Consider the following 26,436-nt stretch of genomic DNA (forward strand, 5'->3'; position numbering starts at 1 on the left):
CATCCGCCGAGCGTCTCCGCCTGCCACCGGGACGGTGCGCCGGAACGCCTGAACACGAGCTGTCACGTAGCATAGAAGGGTTCAAAACTGCTTGATCCCAGCGACGAGGGAGCGACATGGCGACTGAGCGGGCCACGGCCGAGCTCGACGAGCAGCAGGAGTCCGACCGCCGAGACCAGATCCTCGAAGCGGCGAACTTGTGCTTCTCGCAACTGGGGATCCAACGCACGAGCGTGCAGGATGTCGCCCGGGTTGCGAACGTGTCGCGGGGCACGGTGTACCGCTACTTCGAGGACCGCACGATTCTCATCGAGGCGGCCATCGAGTACGGCGCCCAGAAGTTCTACCAGGAAGTCGCGGCAGCGATGGCGAAGAAGTCCACGCTGGCCGAGAAGCTTGGCGCCATGGCAGAAACCCACGCCAGAATCCTGCTCGATCATCGGACGCGGAACCGCCTGATGGCTGACGACGCCGAATTGATGCGGCACATGATCGCCGACGGCGATTCGGCTGTACGGCGCACGACCGAGTTTCTCGTACCCTACGTGCGGGAGGCCCAGGAGCGTGGCGAGGTCGGGGCGAACATCGACGTCAAAGCCGCCAGTGAATGGCTTGCCAGGATCATCTACTCATTCTCGACGGTGAACAAAGCTCAGACCTTCGACATGTCCAAGCCCACCACTGTGCGTCGTTACGTCGAGAAGTTCGCCGTCAACGGCCTGCGCTGATCCTTCAATCGCGAACAGTGATACATACTCTGTAATAATGTTCTATTTCGGGCCGTAGGCTTCGGGAGCATGAAAGCAGAGGTGGCATGGGTGAGCTGTCGCTAGCCGGCAAGAGGGTGGTCGTGGTGGGCGCATCCGCCGGCATCGGGCGCTCCTTCGCCGTACGGGCGGGCAAAGACGGCGCCGAGGTGGTCCTCGCCGCGCGCCGCGTCGACAAGCTCGATGAGGTGGTTGCGGAGGCGGGCCGTGGAGTGACGGTGGCGGTCGACGTGCGCAACCCTGCCGATTGCGCACGACTCGCCGAGGTGGCAGGTGAGGCGCTGGGCAAAGTCGACATCCTGCTGATCTCGTCGGGATACGCACCTCTGAAGATGTTTTCCGACACCGGCGCAGAGGACTGGCGAGATGTGTTTGAAACCAACGTGATCGGCGTACACGAACTCATCCGAGCCCATCTTCCTATACTCGACCCGACGGCGATCGTCGCTGCGCTGTCGTCGGATTCGGTGCGCCATCCGCACACGGCGCTCGGCGCCTACTCCTCGAGCAAGGCGGCGATGGAGCGCTGCCTGGTCTCGTGGCGTCTGGAGAAGCCGGGATACCGGTTCAGCTGCGTGGAGATCAGCGGCACCGTCCCGACGGACTTCACCTCACAGTTCGACCCCGACCTGCTCGGCACAGCGCTCACCGAATGGCTCGCGCGCGGACTCGTCCAAGAGAGCCGAATGACGCCCGACGCTGTCGCAGACGTTCTCGCAGGCACTTTCGCCAGCGCCATCGACAATCCCGATGTCGGCCTGGAGTCCCTCGTTCTCAAATCACCGACGGGGCCGATGCGCTCATGACCGAACAAGTCGAGTCGGCTTGGCCGGCGCACCCCGACTACCGGATCGGCATCGAGCGCAGCCCCTTCACCGGGCAGGTGTGGCTCGGGAACCTGCTCGTCGCCGAGAGCGAAAAGTGCCTTGTGGTCACCGAAAGCGATCACGTCGACCGGCTGTACTTCCCGGAGGCGGACGTGCGCTGGGAACTGCTCGAGCCCAGCGCGCACACGACCGTTTGTCCATTCAAGGGCCGCGCCACCTACTGGAGCCTGTCGGCCGCTGGCGAATCGATCGACAACGTCGCGTGGGCCTACCCGACGCCGCTGCCCGAAGTTGCGGGAATCGCCGACCACGTCTCGTTTTACGACGACCGGTTGCGCATCGTCGTCCTGGAGCCCTGGCCCGACGGGGCGTTGGTGTCCACGAGATTCCCGCTGTGGGGCGATGCCGCCGAGCTGGTGCGGCTCATCGACGTGGAACCGCGCGGTGACAACCACTTCGTCGGCCCTGCGCACGGCCCGACGCAGCGCGACGTCGTCGAAGGCGGACAGCTGCTTGCCGAAGCCATCGTCGCGGTGTCCAAAACCCTTCCCGAGCAACGGGTCACATCAGCATCGATGGTCTTCCTCAAGGCAGCTTCCTTCACCGCGCCGGTCGAGCTGTCCGTTGACCTGCTGCGTAAGGGCCGCACGTTCTCGACCGCCGAAGTTCGTGCCACGCAGCACGACACCCTTCGCGGCGCAGCCATTCTGCTTAGCGATTCGGGGTCCGGCGACGTCATCGGTCACGCGATGGCGATGCCGGACGTCCCGAAGCCTTCGGACGCCGAGCCGTTCGAAGGCTTCGGTATGCCCGGTCGCGAGATCCGGGTGGTAGACGGCGCGTACGACTCGAACCCCGATCGGGTGGGACCGCCGGAGATCAATGCGTGGGTTCGGTTCCGGGACGCACCCGACCGGCCCTACCTTCATTCCGCCTTGTTGGCTCAGTCCAGCACTCATTGGACGATCGCCGCGGGCATGTTGCCGCACACAGGGTTTGGCGAGGTCCTTGCACATCGCACCTTGTCCACCGGGATCATGAAGGCCACAATCGCATTCCACGAAGATGCGGACGTCACAGACTGGCTGCTGTATACCAACCGCGCGTTCTGGGCCGGACGCGGACTGGTCCAAGGTGACGGCCACGTGTTCACGGAGGGCGGGCGGTTGGTGGCGTCCTACACGATCCAGGCGATGGTCCGTGAATTCCATACCCGGCCGGAAGCCATGGGCCACGACGAACGGACCGTTATGTGAGGTTGGGTGCCGATGGTCGCGAAAAAAACTGCTGTACCGACCTTCTCATCGGTGTGCGCCCTGACGCCCGTTCGACGGCGAGGCCTGTCGGCTGTATGACAGATTTACAGTTTGTGTTCTATCATCCAGCGTGGTGGACCGACGTCCTAGCGCATGGGAGAGCTGAATGAACCGTCTCACAGGCAAGGTGGCAGTGATCACCGGCGCAGCGCGGGGCCAGGGGCGCAGCCACGCCGTACACATGGCCGATGAGGGCGCCGACATCATCGCCCTGGACATATGCGCAGACATCCCCTCCAACGAGTATCCGTTGGCCACCCCGGCCGACCTCGACGAGACAGCGACGCTGGTCGAAAAGGCGGGGCGGCGCGTCGTCACGGCAGCGGTGGATGTCCGCGACCGACCTACCCTGAAGAAGGTGCTCGACGACGCCGTCGCCGAACTCGGTGGCTTGCACATCGTCGTCGCCAATGCCGGAATCTGCCCACAGGGCAGCCACATTCCGTACCGCGGCTTCATCGACGCGTTCGACGTGGACTTCGTGGGCGTGGTCAATACGGTTCACCTCGGGCTCGAGCATCTCGGGCCGGGCGGGTCCGTGATCGTCACCGGATCGATCGCGGGCCTGGTCGAGCAGAAGGATCTCGCCACCGGCGGTGGACCGCAGGGACCCGGCGGTGCGGGGTACGGCATGGCCAAGAAGATGATCCGCGAATACACGAAAGCGCTCGCACTCACGATGGCGCCACACGGGGTTCGGATCAACACGGTCCACCCGACCAACGTGAACACCGACATGCTGCACAACCTGCCGATGTACCGGACGTTCCGACCGGATCTGACGGACCCGTCGCGCGAGGATGCCGAACTCGTCTTTCCCGTTCTGCAGGCGATGCCCATCCCCTATGTCGAGCCCGAAGACATCTCGCATGCCGTGGTCTACCTCGCCTCGGACGAATCGCGTTATGTGACGGGGCAGCAATTGTTTGTCGATGCCGGCGCCAGCCTCAAGCTGGGTATCTGACGCGGGCCAATCGGCGAACCGAGTACAAATTGGTTGACACCTGTCATTGACGATCGTCAGTGACAGGAATATCGTATCGCCATGCCGCCCGTCGCAGCTGCAGTCAGTACGCGTGAAGCGCGGCGACTCGAAACACGAGCACGGTTGTTCGACGCCGCGGTCGCCGAGATCGGTCGGACGGGGCTGGGAGGCGCTGATGTGAGCGCGATCGCGCGCGCAGTCGGTGTCGCGCGGGGGACGTTCTACTTCCACTTTCCGACCAAGGAGCACGTCCTCGCCGAACTGCAGCACAGCGAAGAAGCCAGAATCGTCGCAGAGCTCGAAAAGCGTTCGTCTCCACCGAGTCTGGAGTCAGCCCTTTCCGACGCGGTCGCCGAGGTTTTGGTTGCGGAGCGACGGCTCGGCGAAACGATCTTTCGCGAGATGTTGGGACTCGTGTTCTCCTCGACGCGACCCGCTGAAGCGCAGCTCGATGAGCACCCACTCGCCGACTATGTCCTCGGGGTCCTGACACGCGCACAACATGAGGGTGCGTTGTCAGCATCCGCGCAACCGCGGGATATGACCGTCATCTTTCTCAACGGGATGTTCGCCCTTCTGACGACCCTCGCGGCGTCCGCCGGCACCCGCAGAAAGCTGCTGGACCAATACGTGAAGACGATGGTGACCGGAATGGAGGCATTGTGAGGACAGGTATCGACGGATATATGGATTACCTCATCGAGCGGGACGGCGAAGCCGACGCCCTCAACCGGCGCCTCTCCAACCGCGAGGAGTACTTCGCCGACATCGAAAACAATCCCGTTCGGTCGAACCGCCACATCGACCCGGATGTGTTCAACGCCAACCTCAAACGGCGTCGGCCGGAACGCGGCCTCAGCCAGGAGATGCTCTTCGTCCTGGCCACCGCGAAGCTCAATCAGACCGAGCGTTTCGGGGTCAGCCTCGGCGAGGCCTACGGGATCAACAGCGGGAAGGACCGGCCGCTCGAGCGCGTGTACATCGAACTCGAGGAGCACTACCACACCAGGCTTCTCGCGTATGTTCTCGACATCTTCGGACTGCAATTCCAGGTGGCGCCGCCTCCGCTTGTGATGCGACAGTTCGTCAAGCTCAACGTGTTCACGCCCGAGCGACTGGGGGTAGCGGCCGTCGGCGCCGGTGAGATGGCCGGGTGCGTGATGTTCGATCAATTGCGGCGCGTGGGAGTCGAACTGTTCGCCGACGAACCGGCCGTAGCGGCACGCATTGACTCCCTGTACCGCGAGATCCTGACCGACGAAATCGGGCACGTCGGTTACTGCGCCGCCACCTGCACCGCCGCCGAACGAGCGATCATGCGTCGGCTCTATCCCTACCTGGGCCGGCTCTTCGCCCACCAGACCGCTGAGATCAGTCAGCTCGTCGACCGCGAGCAATTGCACGCCCTGCTGGACCGGCCGTTCGACGTCGAGGCGCTCTCGGCCGGCCTGCCGCACAGAACGTTCCTCGCTGCACACCCGTAACGCGGCCGCTGAGGCGACCGGTATCAATCGCGTGCCGTGATTTTCACTGGGAGCGAGTCGATCCCGATTCCAACATTGTGGACCGGTCCCGCCCCGGTCCACACCGGCGGACCTGCCAACTCGATGTCGTAGCCGGCCGCCAGAGACCAGAGCACCACCTCGATCTCCTTATGGGCGAGGTTCGCGCCCATGCAATAGTGCACGCCTCCCCCGCCAAAGGCCAAGTGCGGGTTGGGAGATCGGTGAATGTCGAACCGGAAGGGATCGTCGAAAACGGTTTCGTCTCTGTTCCCCGACGGGTGCCAGAACACCACGCGGTCGCCCGCCTTCACATTCTGGCCACCGATGGTGACGTCTGTGGTTGCGGTCCGGCCGAAGATCAGCACCGGGCTCGACCAACGTAGAACTTCGTCGGCGGCAGTGCCGAGCAGACTCTGATTCGATCGCAACTCCAACATCTGATCTGGGTTTTGAAATAGTGCGATGAGTCCCAATGACAGCGCGTTGCGGGTCGTCTCGCTCCCCGCGAAGGACAGGATGAGAAAGAACATCTCCAACTCGAACCCGTCGAGCCGGGCGGCCAGCTTGGTCCACACATCGTCCGCCGGGTTCGCACGCTTGTCCTTGGTGATGCGCTGCGCGTAGTCAAATAATTCCGTCAGGTACCCGGCACGATCGTCTGCGGAGTACTCGCTGTACGGATTACCCGACTTGAGGAGATGATCGGTGCGCTCGAACACCCATGAGCGATCGGATTCTGGGATGCCGACGATGTCTGCGACCAAGTGCATCGGCACCTGATACGCGACATCATGCACGAAGTCGCACGTGCCATCTGCCACTGCATTAAGTATCTGGGCAGCGCGCTCGCCTATGCGCTGCTCGAGTCTGCCGATCATGCGCGGCGTGAATTCCGCCGAGATGATCTTGCGCATCTCGGTCTGTTCGGGCGGATCCGAGCTGAGCAGGGTGCGCCCGGTCGGCATCAACGGATCGGGTCCCAGGAGCGGGCCGTCGGTGGCCGCGAACGTCTTCCAGTCGCGATTGGCTTGTTGGATCTCTGGGTGCGTGACGATTGACCAGAACGGGATCGGAGGTATGCCTGGGCGTCCCTCCGCTGCGGGGTGAAGGTGGACCGGCCCGTGACGGCGCAACTCGGTGAAGACGTCGTGCGGAAATCCGTTCGTGTACAGCAGCGGATCGGTGAGGTCGACGTCCAATGTCCGGGTCATGCATCCTCCTCGGTGCTGGTGCGTGCTGAGCAGCTCCGGACGACTTGGCGGACCAGCGCGCGTATGTCCGCCGCGTCTGTGGTCGCGCCGAGAAGCAGCCTTCGGTAGACGAGCGCACCTGCGAGCATGTCGACGAGCATCTCAGCGTCTGTCGACCTCAGGATTTCCCCGCGCTGACGTGCTCGTTCGACCGCGCCGATCGCCTGCCGACGCGATTGTGCGACAAAGGACTTCAATGTCTCACGAATGGCGCCGTCGTTCGCGGCCTCCGCGAGAAGAGGGGGAAGGAGTGCCGCGATCTCCGGTTGGGTCAGAGTGTCCGCCATCCGCAGCGCGGCGGTGAGAAGATCGTCGGCGAACGAGCCGGTGTCCACGTCTTCGGAAGGGCGCGTGACCGCTGCTGCGGCGTGTTGGAAGAGCTCCTGCTTGCTGGCCCACCGGCGGTAGATCGAGCCTCGACCGACTCCTGCACGTGCTGCGATTCCCTCGACTGTTGCGCCTGCCCACCCCTTGGCTCCGACCTCGGCGATCGTGGCCTCGACGATCACGGCGTCCAACCGGTCGTCGCGCGGGCGTCCGCGCCGAGGCGCTCGGCGAACGGCCCGCACGTGCGCCGACGCGGCGGTGATTGCCATCACTAGATACTGAACCAGATGGTTCCGGAAATCAAGCGTTCCGTAATTATGGAACTGGCTTCTACGACACGTCGACGCCGGCGATCTGGGCGCGTTTCTTGGGGGTGTGGCGGCAAAATGCGGCCGCAACGAAAGAGGCCAGAGCGAAATACGCTCTGGCCCTTCCATTCTCGAAGTGGAGCTGCCGGGAATCGAACCCGGGTCCTACGGCGTTCCCTCAAGGCTTCTCCGTGCGCAGTTCGCTATGCCTCTACTCGGATCTCCTGATCACGCGAACAAGTCAGGATGACGATCCCAGTCGCTGTTTGATGTCCCGATGAGTCCCGCGACCGAACTCACCGGTTTATCCCTCTAGCTGATGCCAGACACCGGGTCGAGGGCTCTCCCGGGCTGACAGACTAGCTGTCGCTTAGGCAGCGAGAGCGTAGTCGCGCTGATTGGAATCGGCGCTTAATTGGTTGCAACGACGCTTAACGGTGGTCTCTTGCCTGCACCGGCACGCTTCCCTTGATTCGACACTCGAAGTCGAAACCGTTCAGCCCCTGTGTAGTTGTCTAACAACGCGCCCGCCGATCTACGGCAGGACATTTCATCTTACGCGACCTACAACACCCGACACCACGTATTTATGCCCGCGGTCACCCGTTAACGCTGGTCAGATCACGTAGTTGAGGTGATCGACGACACGCTTGCCGACCTCCTCGTCGCCGCCGAAGGCGATGTCGCCGGCATGCTGGGCCAACGCGACCCGCCCACCGGTCAGCCGCGCGAACAGCAGCGCATCGAGCGTGATCGTCGCCGTCGGTTCCTCGTCGCCGAAGTCCTCGACGACCTTGCCGCGGCCCTCGACCGCGACGTTGATCGTCCTGCCCAGCGGTCCCGTCAGCACGATCGACACCCGAGACCCGCCGGGCGCCCCTCCCAGCTTGCCGACCACAAAGCCCATACTGGCCGCCATCTCGTCGAGCGCTAACACCGCGGGCGCGCCGGTCGGGTCGGACGTCGGCCGCCCCAGCGCATCGCGGATGTCGTGCTCGTGCATCCAGCAATCGAAAATCCGGACCCGCATGAACCGGCCGTAGCTGTCCGGGCCGGCCGGCGTCGCGGTCACCTGGTTCCACTCGTCGTCACCCATCGCGGTCAGCGCCGCACGACGCTCGGCGGTGATGGCCTGGAAACGGTCCCTCAACTCTGCACCGCTGATCGTCCGCAACTCGAGCACCCACCGCTCGTTGAGCACACCGATGTCGTTGCGCACGTGCTCGAACAGCGACACGTCCACATCCGGCTGCGGCATGTCCATGCCCGCCAACATCGACTCCGTGCCGACCATGTGCGCCGTCACGTCGTGCACCGTCCACCCGGGCAGCGACGTCGCGGTTCCCCAGTCGGATTCGCCCAGGCCCGCCAACAGGTCACCGATCGTGTGCCATTCGGCGAACAAGGCATCGAGGACCGCAGTCTTGTCGAGCTTGGTGACCGGACGCGAGGGGCTGCTCACCGCCCGACCGTACCGCTCGTCACCGACGACCGTGCTAGGAACCCGCGACGCTACGGTGTGTCGGCGGCATGAGGTTCGGCGGCAGATCGGTGATCGCGGTGGGCGACCCGAACAGATACCCCTGAGCCAGCGAGCAGCCCGCGAGGAACACCATCTCGGCCTGCTCGACCGTCTCGATGCCCTCGGCGATCACTTCCAGGCCCAACGGATCGCACACCGCGATCACGGATCGGTACAGCGTGGCGGCCTGAGCGGGTTCGGGTCCGGCCAACAGGCTGCGGTCCAGTTTGACGATCTGGATGGGTAACGCGTGCAGATAGGTCAGCGAGTTGTACCCGGCACCGAAATCGTCCAGGGCCACCTTGACGCCAATAGCCCTGAGCCGCCGTATTTGAGCGGCCGCCTCGTCGAGATCGACGACCGGCACGGTCTCGGTGATCTCCAACGTCAGCCGGCTGGGTTCCATGCCGTAGCGCGCCAGCGTCCCGGCCACCACGTCGCGGAATCCGCCGTCGCGCAAGCGTCCCGCCCCGATGTTGACCTGCAAATCGATACCCGAACCGGCCGCGGTGACTTCCCGGCAACTCTGGTCGAGCACCATCGCGTCGAAGGCATCGCCGAGCCCCGCGGCCTCGGCGGCGGCCACGAACGTCTCGGGCGGTATCTGCGTGCCGTCGGGTGCGGTCCACCTCGCCAGCGCCTCGATGGCGACCGGAGCCTCCTCCGGTAGCCGAACGATGGGTTGATAGACGAGGCTGAACCCGGCCGGCGGATCGCCGTCGGCGTGACGTAACGCGGTGGGAAAGTCCACTGCCCGGCCGATCATCGACGGGTAGACGACGGCGATGTCCTTTCCTAGGCGTTTGCCCTCATACATCGAGTGGTCGGCCTTACGCAGCAGGTCGTCCGGGGTCTGGCTGTCGTCACCGGCATGCGGCCGCACCAGGCCCATACTCGCGCGGACCCGCACGCTCGAGCCGTGCACCGCGAACGGCTCCCGAAGCGCCGCCCGAACGCGGTCGGCGACGACTTCAGGCGCGGCCACGTCGCTGTTGATCAGAATCGCGAACTCGTCACCGCCGATGCGTGCCAGGGTGTCCGTATCTCGCACGCATCGACGGAGGCGTTCGCCCACGGCACGCAGCAGCTCGTCACCGCCCGCGTGGCCGAACCGGTCGTTGACGACCTTGAAGTCGTCGAGGTCGACGAAGATCAGCACGAAACCGCCTCTGGTTGCGGCGGTTTCGAGTTCCTTGCCGAACAGCAGCCTGTTCGGCAGCCCTGTCAACGCGTCGTGATGGACCTGGTGCGCGAGCCGGTGCTGGGCGTCGAACAGCCGCAGCGTCAACCGGTGCTGCGCGCGCATCGCGAAGACCTGGCGCGTGGCGACGAGCAGCACCATCACCACCGCTCCGACGACCAGCACCCCGTCGAGCTCTTCGCCGATCATCACGTGGTAGCCGTAAAGCATTGCGATTCCAGCGAATCCGGCGAACGGCAAGATCAACTGCACCCAGTCCATAACCCGATCGCTGCTTTGCGCTGCGGCTTCTGACTGCGGCGTCGGTGTGGCGAGCGCGTAGATCACGAGTATTAGCCCGATGATGAACGCGCCGCCGCCCCACAAGTCACCGTTCTGCACGCCGACGGTCCGGAAGTAGGCCACCATCCGGTCGGCGGACGCGAGCAACATGACACCGCCGGTCAACAGCAGGCAGTCCGCTCGATATGGCCGGCCTGGCCGATAGAGACTGGCGAAGAAGACCCCCGCCACCACCGCGCACAACTGGAGCAGCGAATACGTGACCAGGATGGGCGGATTGTCCGACCGAGGGAACGCCGCTGCGGCCAGTGCACCATATCCGGCCATGTAGGACAGCAGCGAAAACGAGATGGCCGCCACGATCGCGTCGAGCACGGAGGCGACGAGCGAGTACTGGTGCACCGGGTCGGGGGTGTTGGTGCGCCCGAGGCCCACCCGCCCCAACACGACCACTGCCGAGAAGATGAGCACCGCGGGGAGTAGATACGCCACGGTCTCCCTCCCACCGGCCACTCGACCGTCGTCGGAGCCTCCGCCCGTCCACCACAGCAGCTCACCGATGAGCCAGCTCAAGCACGAGGCTGCGATAAGGACCCGCCACCATCGAGCTGTGCCGTCGACCTTCCGAGCAACCACGAAGCCGCGGACAACGATCACGGCACCGAGGATCGCCTGCACCGCGATCATCCCCGCCTCGGCGCGCTCGTATCCCCACGGCGCCAGCGCATTCACCGCGACTAAGAGAAGCAGGGCCACGACGACGCCGTAACGCCAACGATGACCCCTGAGCAACACGCCTTCCCCGCCTTTCCGACGTCATGATGCCTTATTCAACGAAGTGCTTATGTCGGCTCGGCCCAAATACGCGCGTCTTTCAGCCTGCGGCGATCATGGCCACCGCAGCCAGCGCCAACACCATGCCGAGCGCCTGCCAGCGTGTCACCCGCTCGCGCAGCACCACGATCGCGAGCAACACCGTCGCTGCCGGGTACAGCGACATCAGCACGCCCGCCAGCGACAGCAGCGCCGCCTGAAGCGCCAGCAGCATCGCGATGTTCGCGCCGACGTCGATGAATGCCGCGAGCACCGCCAACCTCAGCGGTGTGCCCGACGGCGGTCGCAGGTTACGGCCCAGCAGCGCGACGAGGATCACCAGCGCCGTCGCCGATGCGCGGGCGAACACCAGCGGCCACAACTTTGCGTCCACCGGAGCCTGATCGATCAGCACGAAATTCAACCCGAACGCCACGCCCGAGCCGACCGTCAACCACGCCACCGTCGGGGTGAACCTGTGCTCCGTGACGTCCTCGTCGGACGCCTCCCGGCTGACCAGCACCACTGCCACCAACGCCAGCACCACGCCCACGCCGGCGATCAGCCCGGGCCGCTCCCCCAGCGCCAGCCCGACACCCACCGGGATGCCGGCCACCAGGATCGCGGTCAGCGGGGAGACCACCGAGATCGGACCCGAACCCAAGGCGGCGTAGAACCACCACACGCCGAACGCCTGCGCGACCCCGCACAACAGGCCCCAGACCACTGCGCCCTGCGAGACGTCCCCGCCGATCGGAACCGCCAGTACCGCAAGCACCACCAACGCGATCGGATAGGAGACCAGCACCACGCGCAACGCGGCGACGCGGCGCGAGGCCAGCCCGCCGACGAAGTCGCTGATGCCATAGCCCAGCGCCGACGCCAGCGCGAGCGCGACTCCGATCAGGTCATGCCCTTGGCGCGGCGCCCCAGCTCGCGGGTGATCTCGCGCTGCGCGTCACGACGCGCCAGGTCCTGCCGCTTGTCGCGGGCCTCCTTACCGCGGGCGAGCGCCAGTTCCACCTTCACCTTCCCGTCGGTGAAGTACAGGGACAACGGCACGAGCGTGAGGTTGCCGTCGCGGATGCGGCCGATCAATTGATCGATCTGTTTGCGGTGCAACAACAGTTTCCGGTTGCGCCGCGGCACGTGATTGGTCCAGCTGCCGTGGTGATACTCGGGGATGTGCAGGTTGCGCAGCCACACCTCGCCGTCGTCGACGGTGGCGAAGGCGTCGGCCAGCGACGCCTGTCCATCGCGCAGGCTCTTCACCTCCGTGCCGACGAGCTGGATACCCGCCTCGAACGTCTCCAGGATCGAATAGTTGTGTCGTGCTTTGCGATTGGTCGCGACGACCTTGTTGTTACTGGACCGGGACGGGTCGGCTTTCTTGGCGCCCTGTTTTGCCATGGCTACCTTCGTATGTAAAGCCGCAGTGTCACGTAAGCGGTGATACCCGACATCGCCAACCCCAAGAACAGCATCAGCGGAGCGCTGAAGTACAACACGTCGGCGTAGTCGACCTTGGCGATCAGATTCGCTTGATAGAACTGGTTCAACGCGTTCTCCAAGAACAGCGCCCGCACCACTATCAACCCGACGATCGCGATGACCACACCGATCAAGGCCGCAAGCATCGCCTCCACGAGGAATGGCAACTGGGTGTACCAGCGGCTGGCCCCGACCAGGCGCATGATTCCGATCTCGGTGCGTCTGGTGTACGCCGCGACTTGGACCATGTTGGCTATCAACAGGACCGCGCCGACCGCCTGAACCAACGCGACCGCGAACGCGGCGTTGCTGATGCCGTCGAGGACCGCAAACAGTCGGTCGATCAGCTCCTTCTGGTTGAGCACGTTGAGTACGCCGGGCTGCCCGACCATCGCCTCGTCGAATTCCTTGTGCTGCTCGGGGTCATCGAGCTTGACGATGAACGATGCCGGAAACGCGTCACGGCCCGCGACGTCCTTGTATTGCGGGAACTTCGTGATCGCGTCCTCGTAGGCTTCGTCGCGGTTGAGGAACCGCACCGAGCGCACGTCGTCGCGGTCCTCGATCTGCTGGCGCAGCGCCTTGCACGGATCGGCGTCACACGACGGGTCGTTGGCCGAGACGTCGTTGGTCAAGAAGACCTGGCTTTCGACGCGGTCCAGGTAGATGTTGCGGGACTGATCGGCCAGCCGGACGACGAGAAGGCCGCCGCCGAACAGGCCGATCGAGATGGCGGTTGTCAGGATCATCGCCACGGTCATGGTGACGTTGCGACGAAATCCGGTGAGGACCTCGTTGATCAGGAAGCCGAAGCGCACTAGCGATCCATTCCGTAGACGCCGCGCTGCTCGTCGCGAATCAGCCGGCCGAGTTCGAGTTCGACGACCCGCTGGCGCATGGAGTCGACGATGTGGTGGTCGTGGGTGGCCATCAACACCGTGGTCCCGGTGCGGTTGATCCGCTCGAGCAGATCCATGATGTCCTTGCTGGTCTCCGGGTCCAGGTTGCCGGTGGGCTCGTCGGCGAGCAGCACCAGCGGCCGGTTGACGAATGCGCGGGCGATCGCGACGCGCTGCTGTTCGCCACCGGACAGTTCGGCGGGCAACCGGTTGGCCTTGCCCGACAGGCCGACCATTTCCAGCACGTCGGGCACCACCCGGTTGATGGTCTCGGCGCGTTTGCCGATGACCTCGAGGGCGAATGCGACGTTCTCGAAGACGGTCTTCTGCTGCAGCAACCGGAAGTCCTGGAACACGCAGCCGATCACCTGGCGCAGGCTGGGGATGTGGCGCCCCGGCAGCTTGTTGACGTGGAACTTCGACACCTGGATGTCGCCGTGGGTCGGAGTCTCCTCGGCCAGGAGCAGTCGCATGAACGTCGACTTGCCCGAACCCGACGGGCCGATGAGGAAGACGAACTCACCCTTGTCGATCTTGACCGAGACGTTGTCGAGCGCGGGCCGCGCTGACGTCTTGTACTGCTTGGTCACGTTGTTGAGGGTGATCATCACGGGTCGCCAGTGTAGCGGTGAAACAGTGCCGCCCTAGCTGGGCGGAGTCGTCGTCGGTGGTGGCAGCAATTGCGGAACCGGGGGCACCAGCGGCGTATCCGTCGTTGTGGGTGCCTCCTCGGGCCCGATCACCGGCGTCGTCGGCGTCGTCGGGCTGGTCGGCGTGGTCTCGGTCGGGCTCGTCGTCGTGGTCGTCGGCGGAGTCGCCGTGGTGGTCGTGATGGTCGGGGTGGTCCGACGCACGTTGGTACGCGGCACCCAGGTGTAGTTCGGGTCCGGCACAAACCCCGGCGGGACCACTGCCGGAGCGGGCAGGGGCGGCTCGGGGGGCTTGGGCTCGAACGTCTGGTTCACCCAGAACAGCGCCACGAACGCCGCGATGAGCACCACCGTCGACAACCGCATCCGGCCGAAACGGGCGCTCAGCCAGTTCCTCACTTCTTCTGCTCCGCCGAGCCCTGCGTCTGATTCCCGGCGCCGCCGTCTGTCGCCGGGTGGACGATGGCGCCCACCATCGGTGTCACACTGTCGGTCGGTGACACGATCCCGGCGCGGCGTAGCTCGGCGATCACCAACACGCGGATGCGCCGGCCGACTTCGAACTGCTTACCGGGAAGTGTGCGCGCGACCATCCGCAGGTTCACCGTCTCGAGCCCGATGCTCTCGACACCCATCAGTTGGGGCGCGTCGAGCATGAGTGCGCTGAGTTGCGGATCGTCTGTCGCGTTGCGCGCGACGGTGTGCAGCAGCTCGTTGACCTCGTTGAGGTCCGACCCCGTCGGCACGGGAATGTCGATGACGGCGCGCGCCCAGTCCTTCGACAGGTTGAGCGATCGAACGATGTTGCCGTTGGGAATGGTGTACATCTCACCTTCGGCGGTGCGCAGTTTGGTCACCCGCAACGTCACCTCTTCGACCGTTCCGAGCGACTCCTCGGGTGCACCGACCATGCTGAGCTGCACCAGATCGCCGAAGCCGTACTGCTTTTCGGTGATGATGAAGAAGCCGGCCAGCAGGTCCTGGACCACTTTCTGCGCACCGAAGCCCAGCGCGGCGCCCAGCACCGCGGCGGGCGCGACCAGCGACCCGATCGGGATCGCGAGCGTGTCGGTGATCTGCACCGCCACGATGATGAACAACAAGGCGACCGTGACCCACGAGATCACCGAGGCGACGGCCTGCCGGTGCTTGGCGCTCTCGGAACGCACCAGCTGATCGCTTTCCAGGTATTCGGCGTCGATGCGGCTCACGATCCGCTGTGCCGCCCAGTTGATGAACCGCGCTGCGAGCAGTCCGCCGATCAACAGCAGCGCGATCGTCACACCGCGGTCGAGGATCCAGTTGCCGATGTTGCCCTTCCAGAAACCTTCCCAGCGCTCCCCCAGGGACAAAGCGATCAGACTGTCATTCATCATCTTGACTCTTGCGCCAGCGAATGCCCGCCTCGAGGAACCCGTCGAGGTCGCCGTCCAGTACCGCGGCGGGGTTGCCGACCTCGTACTCGGTGCGAAGATCCTTGACCATCTGGTAGGGGTGTAGCACGTAGGACCGCATCTGGTTGCCCCACGAGCTGCCGCCGTCGCCCTTGAGGGCATCCATCTCGGCGCGCTCTTCTAAACGCTTGCGTTCCAACAACTTTGCTTGCAAGACCCGCATCGCGGAAACCTTATTCTGCAACTGCGACTTCTCGTTCTGACAGGTCACCACGATGCCTGTCGGGATGTGGGTCAGCCGGACCGCCGAGTCGGTGGTGTTGACCGACTGGCCACCGGGGCCACTGGAGCGGTAGACGTCGACGCGCACATCGCTTTCCGGGATGTCGATGTGGTCGGTGGTCTCCACCACCGGCAGCACTTCGACGTCGGCGAACGACGTCTGCCTGCGACTCTGGTTGTCGAACGGGCTGATGCGCACCAGGCGGTGGGTGCCCTGCTCGACCGACAGGGTGCCGTAGGCGAACGGCGCGTGCACCGCGAACGTCGCGCTCTTGATCCCCGCCTCTTCGGCGTACGAGATGTCAAAGACTTCCACGGGATAGTCGTGCTGTTCGGCCCAGCGGATGTACATGCGCATCAACATCTCGGCCCAGTCCGCGGCGTCCACCCCGCCAGCGCCCGAGCGGATCGTGACGACGGCCTCGCGCTCGTCGTACTCGCCGGACAGCAGCGTGCGAACCTCCATCGCCTCGATGTCCTCGCGCAGCTTGGCCCGCTCGGCGTCGGCTTCCGCGAGTTCTTCCTCGCTGCCGTCTTCGGTGGCCAGTTCGTACATCACCGGCAGGTCGTCGAGGCGCTGCCGGAGTTCCTCGACGCGCCGCAGCTCGCCCTGCGTGTGCGACAGCTCACTGGTGACCTTTTGAGCGCGCGTCTGGTCGTCCCACAGGTTCGGGTCGGAGGCCTCGTGCTCGAGCTTCTCGATGCGACCGCGCAGGCCTTCGACGTCGAGTACCCGCTCCACCGTGGTCAGGGTCGAGTCGAGGGCAGCGAGGTCGGCTTGACGGTCAGGATCCACGGGAGTTCAGGTTACCCGTGAGCCGACACGCGCCGGTTCTCGCGACTGGCGGCAACGAGGCCCGTCCGCGTTCTAGCATCGGATGCGTAACCAGCCGGCCCCGACGCGACAGCCCCTTGCGCGAGGCCGGGCAGCGAGAAGGAAGCTTCGACAAAAGGTGTCCATGCGCCCCTATCACGTGGCGATCGTCGGCTCAGGGCCTTCGGGTTACTTTGCCGCGGCGTCGTTACTCAAGTTCGCCGATTCCCAGGACGACTCCGACGTGCGCGTCGACATGCTCGAGATGTTGCCGACCCCGTGGGGTCTGGTGCGCTCGGGCGTGGCCCCCGACCATCCGAAGATCAAGTCGATCAGCGCCCAGTTCGAGAAGACCGCGTTGGATCCGCGATTCCGCTTCTTCGGCAACGTCGCGGTCGGCGAGCACGTGCACCCCGCCGAGTTGTCCGAACAGTACGACGCGGTGATCTACGCCGTCGGCGCCCAATCCGACCGGGCGCTGGGGATTCCCGGTGAGGACCTGCCCGGCAGCGTCGCCGCCGTCGATTTCGTGGGCTGGTACAACGCCCACCCGCATTTCGAGGAGATCGCACCCGACATCTCCAGCGGTCGCGCCGTCGTGATCGGCAACGGCAACGTCGCTTTGGACGTGGCGCGAATTCTCGTCACCGATCCCGACGTGCTGGCCGCGACGGACATTGCCGACCACGCGTTGAAGTCACTGCACGACCGTGGGGTGGAGGAGGTCCTCGTCATCGGGAGACGGGGGCCGTTGCAGGCGCCGTTCACCACGTTGGAGTTGCGCGAGCTCGGGCACCTCGAGGGGCTCGGCGACGTCGACGTCATCATCGATCCCGCCGACTTCGCCGACATCACCGACGACGACCTCGAAGCGGCGGGCAAGACCGTGCGCAACAACATCAAGGTGCTGCGCGGCTATGGGGAACAGACGCCGAAGAACGCCAAGCGTCGCATCATCTTCCGTTTCCGCACCTCCCCGATCGAGATCAAGGGAGACGGTCGCGTCGAATCGATCGTGCTCGGCCGCAACGAGCTTGTCGAGGAGAACGGCCGCATCGTGGCCAAGGACACCGGTGAACGCGAGGAGGTGCCGGCCCAGCTCGTGGTGCGCGCCGTCGGCTATCGCGGTGTTCCGACGCCCGGCCTGCCGTTCGACGAGCGCAGCGGCACGATCCCGCACAACCACGGGCGCGTCGAAGGCAGCCGCAACGAATACGTCGTCGGCTGGATCAAGCGTGGCCCGACGGGCGTCATCGGCAGCAACAAGAGCGATTCGCAGGAGACCGTGGATACGCTGATCGCCGACCTGTCGGCTGCGCAACTCGCCGACTTCGCCGAGGACCATTCGCGGCGGCTGGCCGAATGGCTGGTCGAACGGCAGCCGAAGGTGATCACTGACGACCACTGGCGGCTGATCGACGAGTACGAGCGGTCAGCAGGTGAACCGCACGGGCGCCCGCGCGTGAAGCTGACCACCGTGGCCGCGATGTTGAGGATCGGGCACGGCTGAGCATCGGCTCGTCGTACACCACGCTTGAAACCTCAGGAGTAGGGCGGTGGCGGCGCCTCGGGTGGCGGGGCCTGCGGCGCGAATCGCCAGTTGTCCGGGTTCTTCGGCGAGTAGACGACGGGAAACAGTTGGCCCATCGTCGGCCAGTCGTCGACGTCGACCTCGAGCCGTTGGTAGACGACATGCTCGTTGACCGTGGGGCCGTTGATGACGCCGGTGATCGTCACGTACTGCGGCCCGGTGACCTCGGCTGGCCGCGGGCTGACCCCGGTGACCAGCAGTTGACCCGACGGCCAGTCAGTCGGTGTGCCGCGACGGCGCATCAGCATCGGTCGGGCCAGCAGCACCAGCGCACCGACCAGCAGCAGTATCACCGCGAATTCCCACATCCCGACATGGTAGGACGACAGTCATGGATCCCGAGGTGAGCGCAACTTCCGAGGCCGACGATCTGACGCTGGCGCTTACCCTTGCCGACGAAGCCGATGCTCGGACCATGGCCCGCTTCGGCGCGGTCGACCTCGTCGTCGAGACCAAACCCGACCTGACGCCGGCCACCGATGCCGACCTCGAAGTCGAATCGATGATCCGGGAACGACTCGGCGAGCAGCGCCCGGCCGATTCGGTGTTCGGCGAGGAGTTCGGCGGCACGAAGGAGTTCGTGGGCAGGCAGTGGGTGGTCGACCCGATCGACGGCACCAAGAACTTCGTCCGCGGGGTACCGGTGTGGGCGACGCTGATCGCGTTGCTGCGCGACGGCGTACCCGTCCTCGGCGTGGTGAGCGCCCCCGCGCTGCACCGACGGTGGTGGGCGGTGTCCGGACGGGGTGCGTACGCGCAGGTGTCCGGGCAGCCGGAGCGACGGCTGAGCGTGTCGAAGGTTCAGGACCTCGGCTCGGCGAGCCTGGCGTTCTCCAGCCTGTCGGGGTGGGCCGACCGCGGTATCCGCGACCGATTCGTCGCGCTGACCGACGCGGTGTGGCGGGTGCGCGGCTACGGCGACTTCTACAACTACTGCCTGGTCGCGGAGGGGGCCGTCGACATCGCGCTGGAGCCCGAAGTCTCGACGTGGGACCTGGCGCCGCTCGACGTGCTGGTGCGCGAAGCCGGCGGCCGCTTCACCAACCTCGCAGGTGCGGCGGGGCCGCACGGCGGCAGCGCGGTCGCGACCAACGGACTGCTGCACGACGCGGTGCTGCGCCGCTTGTGACAACTGAGCTGTGAGTTCGACAACAACTTACCGATGAGTCAGTTCCGATACCTTACTCTGGAGTCAGTTCGACGAGTTCGGACGTAACAAATCGAAGCGAGGCAGTCGAAATGAGTAGAGCCCTGCCGTCGAAAAACGGATCCAAGTCGAAGCGAAGCGACAAAGAAAGCGCAGTCGGCCTGAAGAAGCACAAGCGGTCGGCGACCGATCTCGGTCTGGCGCTGGTCACTCCCCTGGTCGGCCAGGAGTTCCTGGACCGCTACAACCTGCGCGATCCGCTCAACCGAGGATTGAAGTACGGCGTCAAGCAGGTGTTCTCGTTCGCGGGCGCGGCCAGCAGGCAGTTCAAGCGGGTGTCGGGTAACCAGAGCGGACCGACGCGACTGAAGAAGAGCGGTTCGGATTACTTCGACCTCACCCCCGACGACGAACAGCAGATGATCGTCGAGACGGTCAGTGAGTTCGCCGAGGAGGTCATCCGTCCCGCGGCGCGCGAGGCCGACGAGTCCGCCGACTACCCCGTCGACCTCGTGGCGAAGGCATCCGAACTCGGCATCACCGCGATCAACGTTCCCGAGGACTTCGAGGGCATCGCCGCGCACCGCGCAGCCGTCACCAATGTGTTGGTCGCCGAGGCACTGGCGTACGGCGACATGGGCCTCGCGTTGCCCATCCTGGCGCCCGCGGGTGTCGCGTCGGCGCTCACGCACTGGGGCAGCGCCGATCAGCAGGCCATCTATCTGAAAGAGTTTGCGGGCGAGAATGTTCCGCAGTCCTGCGTGGCGATCGCCGAACCGCGAGCGCTGTTCGATCCCACCGCGTTGAAGACCACCGCGGTCCGCACCCCGAGCGGGTATCGCCTCGACGGCGTCAAGTCGCTTGTGCCGGCCGCCGCCAATGCCGAACTGTTCATCGTCGGAGCGCAACTCAACGGCAAGCCCGCGCTATTCATCGTCGAGTCGTCGTCGAAGGGTTTGAGCATAACGCCCGACCCGGGTATGGGTATCCGCGGAGCCGCGATCGGCCAGGTCGCACTCGACGGGGTCAGGGTGCCGCTGTCGGCGCGCCTCGGCGAGGACGGCGCAACTGACGAGGACTACTCGGAGGCGCTCGCGCTGTCGCGGCTCGGCTGGGCGGCGCTCGCCGTCGGCACCGCCCACGCGGTGCTCGACTACGTCGTCCCGTATGTCAAGGAACGGAAGGCGTTCGGTGAACCGATCGCGCACCGCCAGGCGGTCGCGTTCATGTGCGCCAACATCGCGATCGAGTTCGACGGTCTGCGCTTGATCACGTGGCGCGGCGCGTCGCGAGCCGATCAGGGTCTGCCGTTCGCCCGCGAGGCCGCGCTGGCCAAACGGCTGGGCGCCGACAAGGGCATGCAGATCGGCCTGGACGGTGTGCAGCTGCTCGGCGGCCACGGCTACACCAAGGAACATCCCGTCGAGCGGTGGTATCGCGATCTGCGCGCCATCGGCGTCGCCGAGGGTGTTGTAGTTATTTAAGCCGTTATCCCTTAGAGCGGAAGTCGAATCATGGCAATCAATTTGGAGCTGCCGCGCAAGCTCGAGGCGGTCATCGAGAAGGCCCATCAGGGGGCAGCGGAGATGCTGCGTCCGATCTCTCGCAAGTGGGATCTGCGCGAGCACGAGTACCCGGTGGAGCTGGACACCCTGGCCACCCTGTTCGAGGGCATCCAGGACGCGAAGGCGTTCGCGTTCGCAGGCGCCGAGGCGTTCGCGGGCGGCGACGAGCCCAGGGACGCCAACCACAACGGCGCGAACATGTCGGCCGTGCTCAACGTGATGGAGATCAGTTGGGGCGACGTGGCTTTGATGCTGTCGGTGCCGCGCCAAGGGCTCGGTAACGCGGCGATCTCCAGCGTGGCCACGCCCGAACAGCTGGAGCGGTTGGGCAAGGACGTGTGGGCCGCGATGGCGATCACCGAACCGGACTTCGGCTCCGATTCAGCGGCGGTGTCGACGACGGCGAGGCTGGACGGCGACGAGTACGTGATCAACGGCGAGAAGATTTTTGTCACGGCCGGATCCCGCGCCACCCACATCGTGGTGTGGGCGACGCTCGACAAGTCGCTGGGCCGCGCGGCGATCAAGTCGTTCATCGTTCCGCGTGAACATCCCGGGGTGACAGTCGAGCGACTCGAGGACAAGCTCGGCATCAAGGCCTCCGACACCGCGGTGATCCGGTTCGACAATGCCCGGATCCCCAAGGACAACTTGTTGGGTAGCCCGGAGATTCACGTGGAGAAGGGCTTTGCCGGGGTCATGGAGACCTTCGACAACACTCGGCCCGTGGTCGCCGCGATGGCCGTCGGCATTGCCCGCGCCGCCCTCGAGGAGCTGCGCAAGATCCTCACCGAGGCCGGCATCGAGATCTCCTACGACAAACCGTCGCACGCGCAGAGCGCACCTGCGGCGGAATTCCTGCGAATGGAATCCGATTGGGAGGCGGCGTATCTGCTGATGGTCCGCTCGGCGTGGCAGGCCGACAACGACATTCCGAACTCGAAGGAAGCGTCGATGGGCAAGGCGAAGGCCGGCCGGGTGGCCAGCGACATCACGCTGAAGGCGGTCGAACTGGCCGGCACGGTCGGGTACTCGGAGGTCGCCCTGCTGGAGAAGTGGGCCCGCGACAGCAAGATCCTCGACATCTTCGAGGGCACCCAGCAGATTCAGCTGTTGGTGGTGGCGCGCCGGCTGCTCGGCTTGTCGTCGGCCGAACTTAAGTAGCGTCCTCTCGAACCCGTCGTTTGTGAACCTGGCGACGGAAGCCGCCGAAAAGGCGTCGCGGGATTCACATTTGGTGGCAGCGCTGGCAGCCGAACCCCCTAGAACCCGTCGTGCACGACCACACGGGTGCGGCCGGTGACGCCGCCGCCGATGATCGTGCGCAAGGTGTGCGGCGCCTCGAGCACCGGGACGTCCTTGGTGATTTCGTTGAGATGCTTCGGCTTGAGCTCGCCCTCGATCTGCTTCCAGATCTCGCGCCGCGGCCCGATCGCGAGCTGTACGGAGTCGATGCCCGCCAGGGTGACGCCGCGCAGAATGAACGGCATCACGGTCGTGGGAAGGTCGGCGGACCTGGCCAACCCCGAGATTGCCGCCACACCCGCGTAATTGAGGGTGCTCAGCGCGTATGCGAGGGTGTCGCCCCCGACGCTGTCGACGACGCCGGCCCATTTCGACTTACCCAGCGGACGGACCTTCTCCCCCTGCTCGGGCAGGCGTCCGATCACCTGGTAGGCGCCCAGGCCCATGAGATAGTCGTGCGCCTCGGCCTTCCCGGTGGATGCGATCACCTCATAGCCCAGACCCGCCAGCAGGTCGACGCTGATGCTTCCGACGCCTCCGGTCGCACCGGTGACCAGTACCGGCCCGTCCTGCGGTCGCACACCGTGGTCGCGAATTGCGTTGACGCTCATGGCCGCGGTGAAGCCGGCTGTGCCGATAGCGGCGGCCTCTCCCGTCGTCAACCCGTCGAGCTTGACCAGGTAGTCGGCCGGTAACCGGGCGGTGTCGGCGTAGCCGCCGTGCCTGCCGGTGCCGATGTCGTACCCATGGGCGACGACCCGGTCACCGACGGCAAACTGCGATGATGACGACGCCGTGACCGTGCCGGCCGCGTCGATGCCCGGGATGAGCGGATACGACCGGGCCACACCGCCTTTGGGCGTCACGGCCAGGGCGTCCTTGTAGTTGATCCCCGAGTACTCGACGGAGACCGTGACGTCACCCTCAGGCAGGAAAGTGTCGTCGACGATTTCGTGTCGGAGGGCGATTCCTCCTTCGGCGTCCTGATGTGCGACCAAGGCGTTGACTGCGCTCATGACGCCCATTGTTCACCTGGGCCCATGCGCAAAGCCGGGGAACGCAAGAGTCCCCGGACGCGTGTCGCGTCCGGGGACTCCTGAGTTGTCTTACGAACCGAGATGCGAGATCAGGTCAGGCTTCATCTCCTGCAACTGAGCACCCCAGTACTCCCAGCTGTGCGTGCCGTACGGCGGGAAGTTGAACACACCGTTGGTGCCGCCCGCGGCGATGTAGTTGTCACGGAACGTGATGTTCGTGCGGATGGTCAGGCCCTCGAGGAACTCGGCGGGCAGGTTGGCGCCACCGAGCTCGTTGGGCGTGCCGTTACCGCAGTAGATCCAGATCCGTGTGCCGTTGGCGACGATCTGTGGGATCTGCACCATCGGGTCGTTGCGCTTCCACGCGCTGTTGGGGTCCTCGGTGCGGCCCCACATGTCGTTGGCGTCGAAACCGCCCGCATCACCCATGGCCATGTTGATCAGGAACGGCCACTGGCCCTCGGACGGGTTGAGGAACGCCGACAGTGCTCCGGCATAGATGAACTGGTCGGGGTGGTACACCGACAGGATCAGCGCGGAGTTACCCGACATCGAGAGGCCGACCGCAGCGTTGCCCGTCGTCGACACGCCCCTGTTGGCGGACAGCCATTGCGGCAGCTCGCTGGTCAGGAACGTCTCCCACTTGTAGGTCTGGCATCCGGCCTTACCGCACGCCGGCGCATACCAGTCGGAGTAGAAGCTCGACTGGCCGCCGACCGGCAGGACCAGCGACAGCGGCGTCTCGTAGAACCACTCGAATGCCTGGGTCTCCAGGTCCCAGCCGTTGTAGTCGTCGCGAGCACGCAGTCCGTCGAGCAGGTACACCGCCTTGGAGCCGGTGCCCTTCTGGAACTGCACCTTGATGTCGCGTCCCATCGACGGCGACGGCACCATCAGGTACTCAACGGGCAGGCCGGGCCGGGAGAACGCCCCAGCGGTGGCTGACTGGCCGGCCAGGCTCACGAATCCCGGTAGCAGGGCCGCCGCGATGGCCGCCACCGCGAAGCGCCGCGCCCATGGGCCGCGAATCTTGTCAATCAAGCTCATACTGCAAGTCCATCCATCTTCCGGTTTGCCACTTTGGAGGCCGTTCCGTCTGCGATCGAGCGATCGCCATCGACACCGCAGCAATGTGTGCACTGCGTTGTCATGCCCGCTCGACTGAGCCCGGGGCCGTCGAGCGGACCGAGAAATTTCAGTTGTCGCGTGTGCAGTAAAACATGATGATCAGCGCAGGAGAAACCCAGGGCCGTGTGGCGCGCCGGATTTTGCGAGCAAATTACCACTGACACGACGGTCGGAAACGGCTTCGACCGGGCATCGGTGGGCCGATCGCGGCACCCGTAGGCTGCCGTCATGGCACCGGCCCGCACGCCGCGACTGTCGGTCGACGACTGGATTCAGGCCGGATACGAGATTCTCGCCGAGCTGGGCATCAAGGCGCTCAAGCTGGACGCGCTGTGCGAGCGCGTCGGCGCCACCAAAGGCAGCTTCTACTGGCATTTCCCCGATATGGCCGGCTATCGATCCGCGCTTGTCCGGGCGTGGGGCGAGGTGCGCGACGACGATCGGCGCCATTTTGCGGCGCTGAGCGACCTGCCGCCGCGCGAGCGGCTCTCGCTAATGATGAGTGCGCTGGTGGACGCCCGGCATCGGACGCTGGAACGGGCGATGCGGGAGTGGGCGCGAACCGACGAAGAGGTCGCCGCGGGGGTACGGGCGTCGGATCGGCGGGTTCTCGAGGCGGTGCGCCAGGCGTTCATCGAGGACGGCTTCGACCCCGAGGAGGCCGATCTGCGTGCGAACGCCACCTTCGCGGCGGGGATCGGCTTCCTGCATCTGTCCGGCGCTAAAGCCAGTAGCAAGGCTGCGGCGCGGCGGGAACGGTTTCTCGACATCATGCTCACGCGGTAGTTCGCGCACGCTCGGTGCGCGACGAGCGTGCAGATGACGTCGGGTTTCGGCGGCGTTTCGGGTGCAGACATGCCCGCTCGGCTGCTCTACGACGGGACGTTCCATACAAAAAAGTATGGTAGCGTTCGGGCCATGACGACCGCTCCGGCTCTCCCCCTTGTCGACGCCGATTTCGTCGGTCGGCTCGCCGAGCGGGCACCGGAGGCCGAGCGGCTGCGCCAGTTGCCGGAGGCGACGGTCGACGAACTGACCGCATCGGGGCTCACCGATCTGCTGGTGCCCGCGCGATACGGCGGCATGCAGGCACCGCTGCCGGCGATCTTCGATCCGGTCCGGCGAATGGCACACGGCTGCGCGTCGAGCGCGTGGACCATCGGCTTCTATGTCCTGCACAACTGGATCCTGGCGTTGTTCGACGAGCAGGCCCAGGAAGAGGCGTTCGCGGCCCGTCCGTTTCTCGCGCCCGCTCCCCTGGCGCCGACGGGTCGAGGGCTGCCCACCGACGGCGGCATACGGCTAAGCGGGCGCTGGTCGTGGGCCACCGGCGTGATGCACGGCAACTGGATCATGGTCGGGGCGCTGTGTGGCCCCGACGACGCGATCTTCCCGGCGCTTGCGCTGCTGCCCATCGAAGACGTCGTGATCGAGGACGTGTGGCACACCGACGGGATGCGCGCCACCGGCTCCAACGACGTCGTGATCAGCGACGCGTTCGTCCCGGAACACCGTCTGGTCCGCGTCGTCGACATCTACACCGGTACCGCGCCCGGCGCGGCGCTGCACGACGCCGACACCTACCGCTGGCCGATGGTGCCCGCCCTGGCGCTGTTGGCGGCGATGCCGGCGCTGGGCGGCGCCGAACGTGTCGCCGAGATCTACGCCGAGAGGTTGTCGGAACGGGTGCTGGCCTACGAGGGCGTCATGCAGAAGGACAAGCCGATCGCGCAGGCCCGCCTCGGAGAGGCGGAGGTGCGCCTGCGGGCGCTGCGCGGCCTTCTGGCCGACACCATCGCAGAGATCGAGGCCATCGTCGCCGCCGGTGATGCGGTACCCAGACCGGTGCGCGGGGCGGCCCGCATGGCCGCGGCGCACATCGTCCACGAGTCACGACACGTGATCGGGCTGTTGCTCGAGGCGTCGGGTGCCAGCGCGCATTTCGTCGACAACCCGCTGCAACGGATCAAGCGCGACGTCGACGTGGTGGCCGGGCACGTGGTCTTCGACTACGACACGAGCCGAGAGCTCGCAGGAGCCCTGAGATTGGGAATGAAAGTGTCACGAACCGCGATGGTGTGATCGGAGGG

At 65.5% G+C, this 26,436-nt stretch carries 26 protein-coding genes and 1 other RNA gene; 12 read left to right on the forward strand and 15 right to left on the reverse strand.

The features are described from left to right. Positions 1–116: 116 nt before the first annotated feature. The 6 genes from AAHH99_RS09315 to AAHH99_RS09340 all read left to right on the forward strand — a co-directional run bounded on the left by AAHH99_RS09315 (position 117) and on the right by AAHH99_RS09340 (position 5,379). Positions 117–728 carry a TetR/AcrR family transcriptional regulator gene (locus tag AAHH99_RS09315; RefSeq protein ID WP_064412609.1) on the forward strand — a complete coding sequence of 204 codons (612 nt, stop codon included), beginning with the start codon at positions 117–119 and terminating at the stop codon, positions 726–728. Between the two features lie 86 nt (positions 729–814). Then, the gene (locus AAHH99_RS09320) at positions 815–1,573 is read left to right on the forward strand and encodes an SDR family oxidoreductase (RefSeq protein WP_064412608.1); all 759 of its coding nucleotides are present in this window, start codon (positions 815–817) and stop codon (positions 1,571–1,573) included. Next, a complete protein-coding gene (locus tag AAHH99_RS09325) occupies positions 1,570–2,850 on the forward strand; it encodes a DUF427 domain-containing protein (protein ID WP_418768399.1) in 1,281 nt (426 codons plus the stop codon). The genes AAHH99_RS09320 and AAHH99_RS09325 overlap by 4 nt, the downstream gene beginning before the upstream one ends. 166 nt (positions 2,851–3,016) lie before the next feature. After that, positions 3,017–3,874, forward strand: a complete 858-nt coding sequence (locus AAHH99_RS09330) for a mycofactocin-coupled SDR family oxidoreductase (RefSeq protein ID WP_067387167.1) — start codon at positions 3,017–3,019, stop codon at positions 3,872–3,874. An 81-nt stretch (positions 3,875–3,955) separates the two neighbouring features. Beyond that, a complete protein-coding gene (locus tag AAHH99_RS09335; protein ID WP_418768400.1) occupies positions 3,956–4,561 on the forward strand; it encodes a TetR/AcrR family transcriptional regulator in 606 nt (201 codons plus the stop codon). Next, on the forward strand, positions 4,555–5,379 hold the full coding sequence (locus tag AAHH99_RS09340; protein WP_418769571.1) for a hypothetical protein: 825 nt from the start codon (positions 4,555–4,557) through the stop codon (positions 5,377–5,379). The genes AAHH99_RS09335 and AAHH99_RS09340 overlap by 7 nt, the downstream gene beginning before the upstream one ends. Positions 5,380–5,402: 23 nt before the next feature. Here the strand turns inward: AAHH99_RS09340 and AAHH99_RS09345 are convergent, their stop codons facing one another. The 12 genes from AAHH99_RS09345 to prfB all read right to left on the reverse strand — a co-directional run bounded on the left by AAHH99_RS09345 (position 5,403) and on the right by prfB (position 16,615). Beyond that, positions 5,403–6,599, reverse strand: coding sequence for a cytochrome P450 (locus AAHH99_RS09345; RefSeq protein WP_418768401.1), 1,197 nt, complete (start codon positions 6,597–6,599; stop codon positions 5,403–5,405). A gap of 8 nt (positions 6,600–6,607) precedes the next feature. Then, positions 6,608–7,246 (reverse strand): TetR/AcrR family transcriptional regulator, encoded by a 639-nt coding sequence (locus AAHH99_RS09350; protein WP_418768402.1) that lies wholly within the window; start codon positions 7,244–7,246, stop codon positions 6,608–6,610. Positions 7,247–7,419: 173 nt separating this feature from the next. Then, positions 7,420–7,789, reverse strand: a transfer-messenger RNA (tmRNA) gene (gene ssrA, locus AAHH99_RS09355). A 112-nt stretch (positions 7,790–7,901) separates the two neighbouring features. Then, positions 7,902–8,747 (reverse strand): maleylpyruvate isomerase family mycothiol-dependent enzyme, encoded by an 846-nt coding sequence (locus AAHH99_RS09360; RefSeq protein WP_418768403.1) that lies wholly within the window; start codon positions 8,745–8,747, stop codon positions 7,902–7,904. 34 nt (positions 8,748–8,781) lie between these two features. Further along, on the reverse strand, positions 8,782–11,046 hold the full coding sequence (locus AAHH99_RS09365) for a putative bifunctional diguanylate cyclase/phosphodiesterase (protein ID WP_418768404.1): 2,265 nt from the start codon (positions 11,044–11,046) through the stop codon (positions 8,782–8,784). Between the two features lie 118 nt (positions 11,047–11,164). Further along, on the reverse strand, positions 11,165–12,010 hold the full coding sequence (locus tag AAHH99_RS09370; protein WP_418769572.1) for an EamA family transporter: 846 nt from the start codon (positions 12,008–12,010) through the stop codon (positions 11,165–11,167). After that, on the reverse strand, positions 12,007–12,513 hold the full coding sequence (gene smpB / locus AAHH99_RS09375) for an SsrA-binding protein SmpB (protein ID WP_064394403.1): 507 nt from the start codon (positions 12,511–12,513) through the stop codon (positions 12,007–12,009). Before smpB ends, AAHH99_RS09370 begins: the two co-directional genes overlap by 4 nt. 2 nt (positions 12,514–12,515) lie before the next feature. After that, on the reverse strand, positions 12,516–13,412 hold the full coding sequence (ftsX, locus tag AAHH99_RS09380) for a permease-like cell division protein FtsX (RefSeq protein ID WP_418768405.1): 897 nt from the start codon (positions 13,410–13,412) through the stop codon (positions 12,516–12,518). Continuing rightward, the gene (gene ftsE, locus AAHH99_RS09385; RefSeq protein WP_418769573.1) at positions 13,412–14,101 is read right to left on the reverse strand and encodes a cell division ATP-binding protein FtsE; all 690 of its coding nucleotides are present in this window, start codon (positions 14,099–14,101) and stop codon (positions 13,412–13,414) included. The genes ftsX and ftsE overlap by 1 nt, the downstream gene beginning before the upstream one ends. A gap of 36 nt (positions 14,102–14,137) precedes the next feature. Next, the gene (locus AAHH99_RS09390; protein ID WP_418768406.1) at positions 14,138–14,542 is read right to left on the reverse strand and encodes a hypothetical protein; all 405 of its coding nucleotides are present in this window, start codon (positions 14,540–14,542) and stop codon (positions 14,138–14,140) included. Continuing rightward, the gene (locus tag AAHH99_RS09395; protein WP_418768407.1) at positions 14,539–15,516 is read right to left on the reverse strand and encodes a mechanosensitive ion channel family protein; all 978 of its coding nucleotides are present in this window, start codon (positions 15,514–15,516) and stop codon (positions 14,539–14,541) included. The genes AAHH99_RS09390 and AAHH99_RS09395 overlap by 4 nt, the downstream gene beginning before the upstream one ends. Further along, positions 15,509–16,615: a peptide chain release factor 2 gene (prfB, locus tag AAHH99_RS09400; RefSeq protein ID WP_418768408.1), complete on the reverse strand. Its 1,107-nt coding sequence runs from the start codon at positions 16,613–16,615 to the stop codon at positions 15,509–15,511. The genes AAHH99_RS09395 and prfB overlap by 8 nt, the downstream gene beginning before the upstream one ends. A gap of 163 nt (positions 16,616–16,778) precedes the next feature. Between prfB and AAHH99_RS09405 the strand changes: the two genes are divergently transcribed. Next, entirely contained in the window at positions 16,779–18,143 is a 1,365-nt protein-coding gene (locus tag AAHH99_RS09405) for an FAD-dependent oxidoreductase (protein WP_418768409.1), read from the forward strand. A 32-nt stretch (positions 18,144–18,175) separates the two neighbouring features. On the opposite strand, the gene AAHH99_RS09410 is transcribed toward AAHH99_RS09405, so the two are convergent. Next, entirely contained in the window at positions 18,176–18,532 is a 357-nt protein-coding gene (locus tag AAHH99_RS09410; protein WP_418768410.1) for a hypothetical protein, read from the reverse strand. A gap of 35 nt (positions 18,533–18,567) precedes the next feature. On the opposite strand from AAHH99_RS09410, the gene hisN reads away from it, so the two are divergent. The 3 genes from hisN to AAHH99_RS09425 all read left to right on the forward strand — a co-directional run bounded on the left by hisN (position 18,568) and on the right by AAHH99_RS09425 (position 22,100). Next, complete coding sequence (gene hisN / locus AAHH99_RS09415; protein ID WP_418768411.1) at positions 18,568–19,353, forward strand: histidinol-phosphatase; 786 nt, start codon at positions 18,568–18,570, stop codon at positions 19,351–19,353. A gap of 110 nt (positions 19,354–19,463) precedes the next feature. After that, complete coding sequence (locus tag AAHH99_RS09420; protein WP_418768412.1) at positions 19,464–20,855, forward strand: acyl-CoA dehydrogenase family protein; 1,392 nt, start codon at positions 19,464–19,466, stop codon at positions 20,853–20,855. Between the two features lie 30 nt (positions 20,856–20,885). After that, entirely contained in the window at positions 20,886–22,100 is a 1,215-nt protein-coding gene (locus AAHH99_RS09425; RefSeq protein WP_418768413.1) for an acyl-CoA dehydrogenase family protein, read from the forward strand. A gap of 98 nt (positions 22,101–22,198) precedes the next feature. On the opposite strand, the gene AAHH99_RS09430 is transcribed toward AAHH99_RS09425, so the two are convergent. Further along, entirely contained in the window at positions 22,199–23,197 is a 999-nt protein-coding gene (locus AAHH99_RS09430) for an acryloyl-CoA reductase (RefSeq protein WP_418768414.1), read from the reverse strand. 90 nt (positions 23,198–23,287) lie between these two features. Next, on the reverse strand, positions 23,288–24,265 hold the full coding sequence (locus AAHH99_RS09435) for an esterase family protein (RefSeq protein ID WP_418768415.1): 978 nt from the start codon (positions 24,263–24,265) through the stop codon (positions 23,288–23,290). A gap of 309 nt (positions 24,266–24,574) precedes the next feature. Here AAHH99_RS09435 and AAHH99_RS09440 point away from each other — a divergent pair, with 309 nt between their 5' ends. Continuing rightward, entirely contained in the window at positions 24,575–25,132 is a 558-nt protein-coding gene (locus tag AAHH99_RS09440) for a TetR/AcrR family transcriptional regulator (RefSeq protein WP_418768416.1), read from the forward strand. Positions 25,133–25,264: 132 nt separating this feature from the next. Next, positions 25,265–26,428, forward strand: a complete 1,164-nt coding sequence (locus tag AAHH99_RS09445; RefSeq protein WP_418768417.1) for an acyl-CoA dehydrogenase — start codon at positions 25,265–25,267, stop codon at positions 26,426–26,428. Positions 26,429–26,436 lie beyond the last annotated feature (8 nt).

The organism is Mycobacterium neumannii, from assembly GCF_048452905.1.
Lineage (GTDB): Bacteria > Actinomycetota > Actinomycetes > Mycobacteriales > Mycobacteriaceae > Mycobacterium > Mycobacterium neumannii_B.

What these genes read in the sequence shown, in the direction of transcription:
- AAHH99_RS09315 (WP_064412609.1), top strand. Translation starts at nt 117, where the DNA reads ATGGCGACTGAGCGGGCCACGGCCGAGCTCGACGAGCAGCAGGAGTCC.
- AAHH99_RS09320 (WP_064412608.1), top strand. Translation starts at nt 815, where the DNA reads ATGGGTGAGCTGTCGCTAGCCGGCAAGAGGGTGGTCGTGGTGGGCGCA.
- AAHH99_RS09325 (WP_418768399.1), top strand. Translation starts at nt 1,570, where the DNA reads ATGACCGAACAAGTCGAGTCGGCTTGGCCGGCGCACCCCGACTACCGG.
- AAHH99_RS09330 (WP_067387167.1), top strand. Translation starts at nt 3,017, where the DNA reads ATGAACCGTCTCACAGGCAAGGTGGCAGTGATCACCGGCGCAGCGCGG.
- AAHH99_RS09335 (WP_418768400.1), top strand. Translation starts at nt 3,956, where the DNA reads ATGCCGCCCGTCGCAGCTGCAGTCAGTACGCGTGAAGCGCGGCGACTC.
- AAHH99_RS09350 (WP_418768402.1), bottom strand. Translation starts at nt 7,246, where the DNA reads ATGGCAATCACCGCCGCGTCGGCGCACGTGCGGGCCGTTCGCCGAGCG.
- smpB (WP_064394403.1), bottom strand. Translation starts at nt 12,513, where the DNA reads ATGGCAAAACAGGGCGCCAAGAAAGCCGACCCGTCCCGGTCCAGTAAC.
- ftsE (WP_418769573.1), bottom strand. Translation starts at nt 14,101, where the DNA reads ATGATCACCCTCAACAACGTGACCAAGCAGTACAAGACGTCAGCGCGG.
- AAHH99_RS09395 (WP_418768407.1), bottom strand. Translation starts at nt 15,516, where the DNA reads ATGAATGACAGTCTGATCGCTTTGTCCCTGGGGGAGCGCTGGGAAGGT.
- AAHH99_RS09405 (WP_418768409.1), top strand. Translation starts at nt 16,779, where the DNA reads ATGCGCCCCTATCACGTGGCGATCGTCGGCTCAGGGCCTTCGGGTTAC.
- AAHH99_RS09410 (WP_418768410.1), bottom strand. Translation starts at nt 18,532, where the DNA reads ATGTGGGAATTCGCGGTGATACTGCTGCTGGTCGGTGCGCTGGTGCTG.
- AAHH99_RS09420 (WP_418768412.1), top strand. Translation starts at nt 19,464, where the DNA reads ATGAGTAGAGCCCTGCCGTCGAAAAACGGATCCAAGTCGAAGCGAAGC.
- AAHH99_RS09425 (WP_418768413.1), top strand. Translation starts at nt 20,886, where the DNA reads ATGGCAATCAATTTGGAGCTGCCGCGCAAGCTCGAGGCGGTCATCGAG.
- AAHH99_RS09430 (WP_418768414.1), bottom strand. Translation starts at nt 23,197, where the DNA reads ATGAGCGCAGTCAACGCCTTGGTCGCACATCAGGACGCCGAAGGAGGA.
- AAHH99_RS09435 (WP_418768415.1), bottom strand. Translation starts at nt 24,265, where the DNA reads ATGAGCTTGATTGACAAGATTCGCGGCCCATGGGCGCGGCGCTTCGCG.
- AAHH99_RS09440 (WP_418768416.1), top strand. Translation starts at nt 24,575, where the DNA reads ATGGCACCGGCCCGCACGCCGCGACTGTCGGTCGACGACTGGATTCAG.
- AAHH99_RS09445 (WP_418768417.1), top strand. Translation starts at nt 25,265, where the DNA reads ATGACGACCGCTCCGGCTCTCCCCCTTGTCGACGCCGATTTCGTCGGT.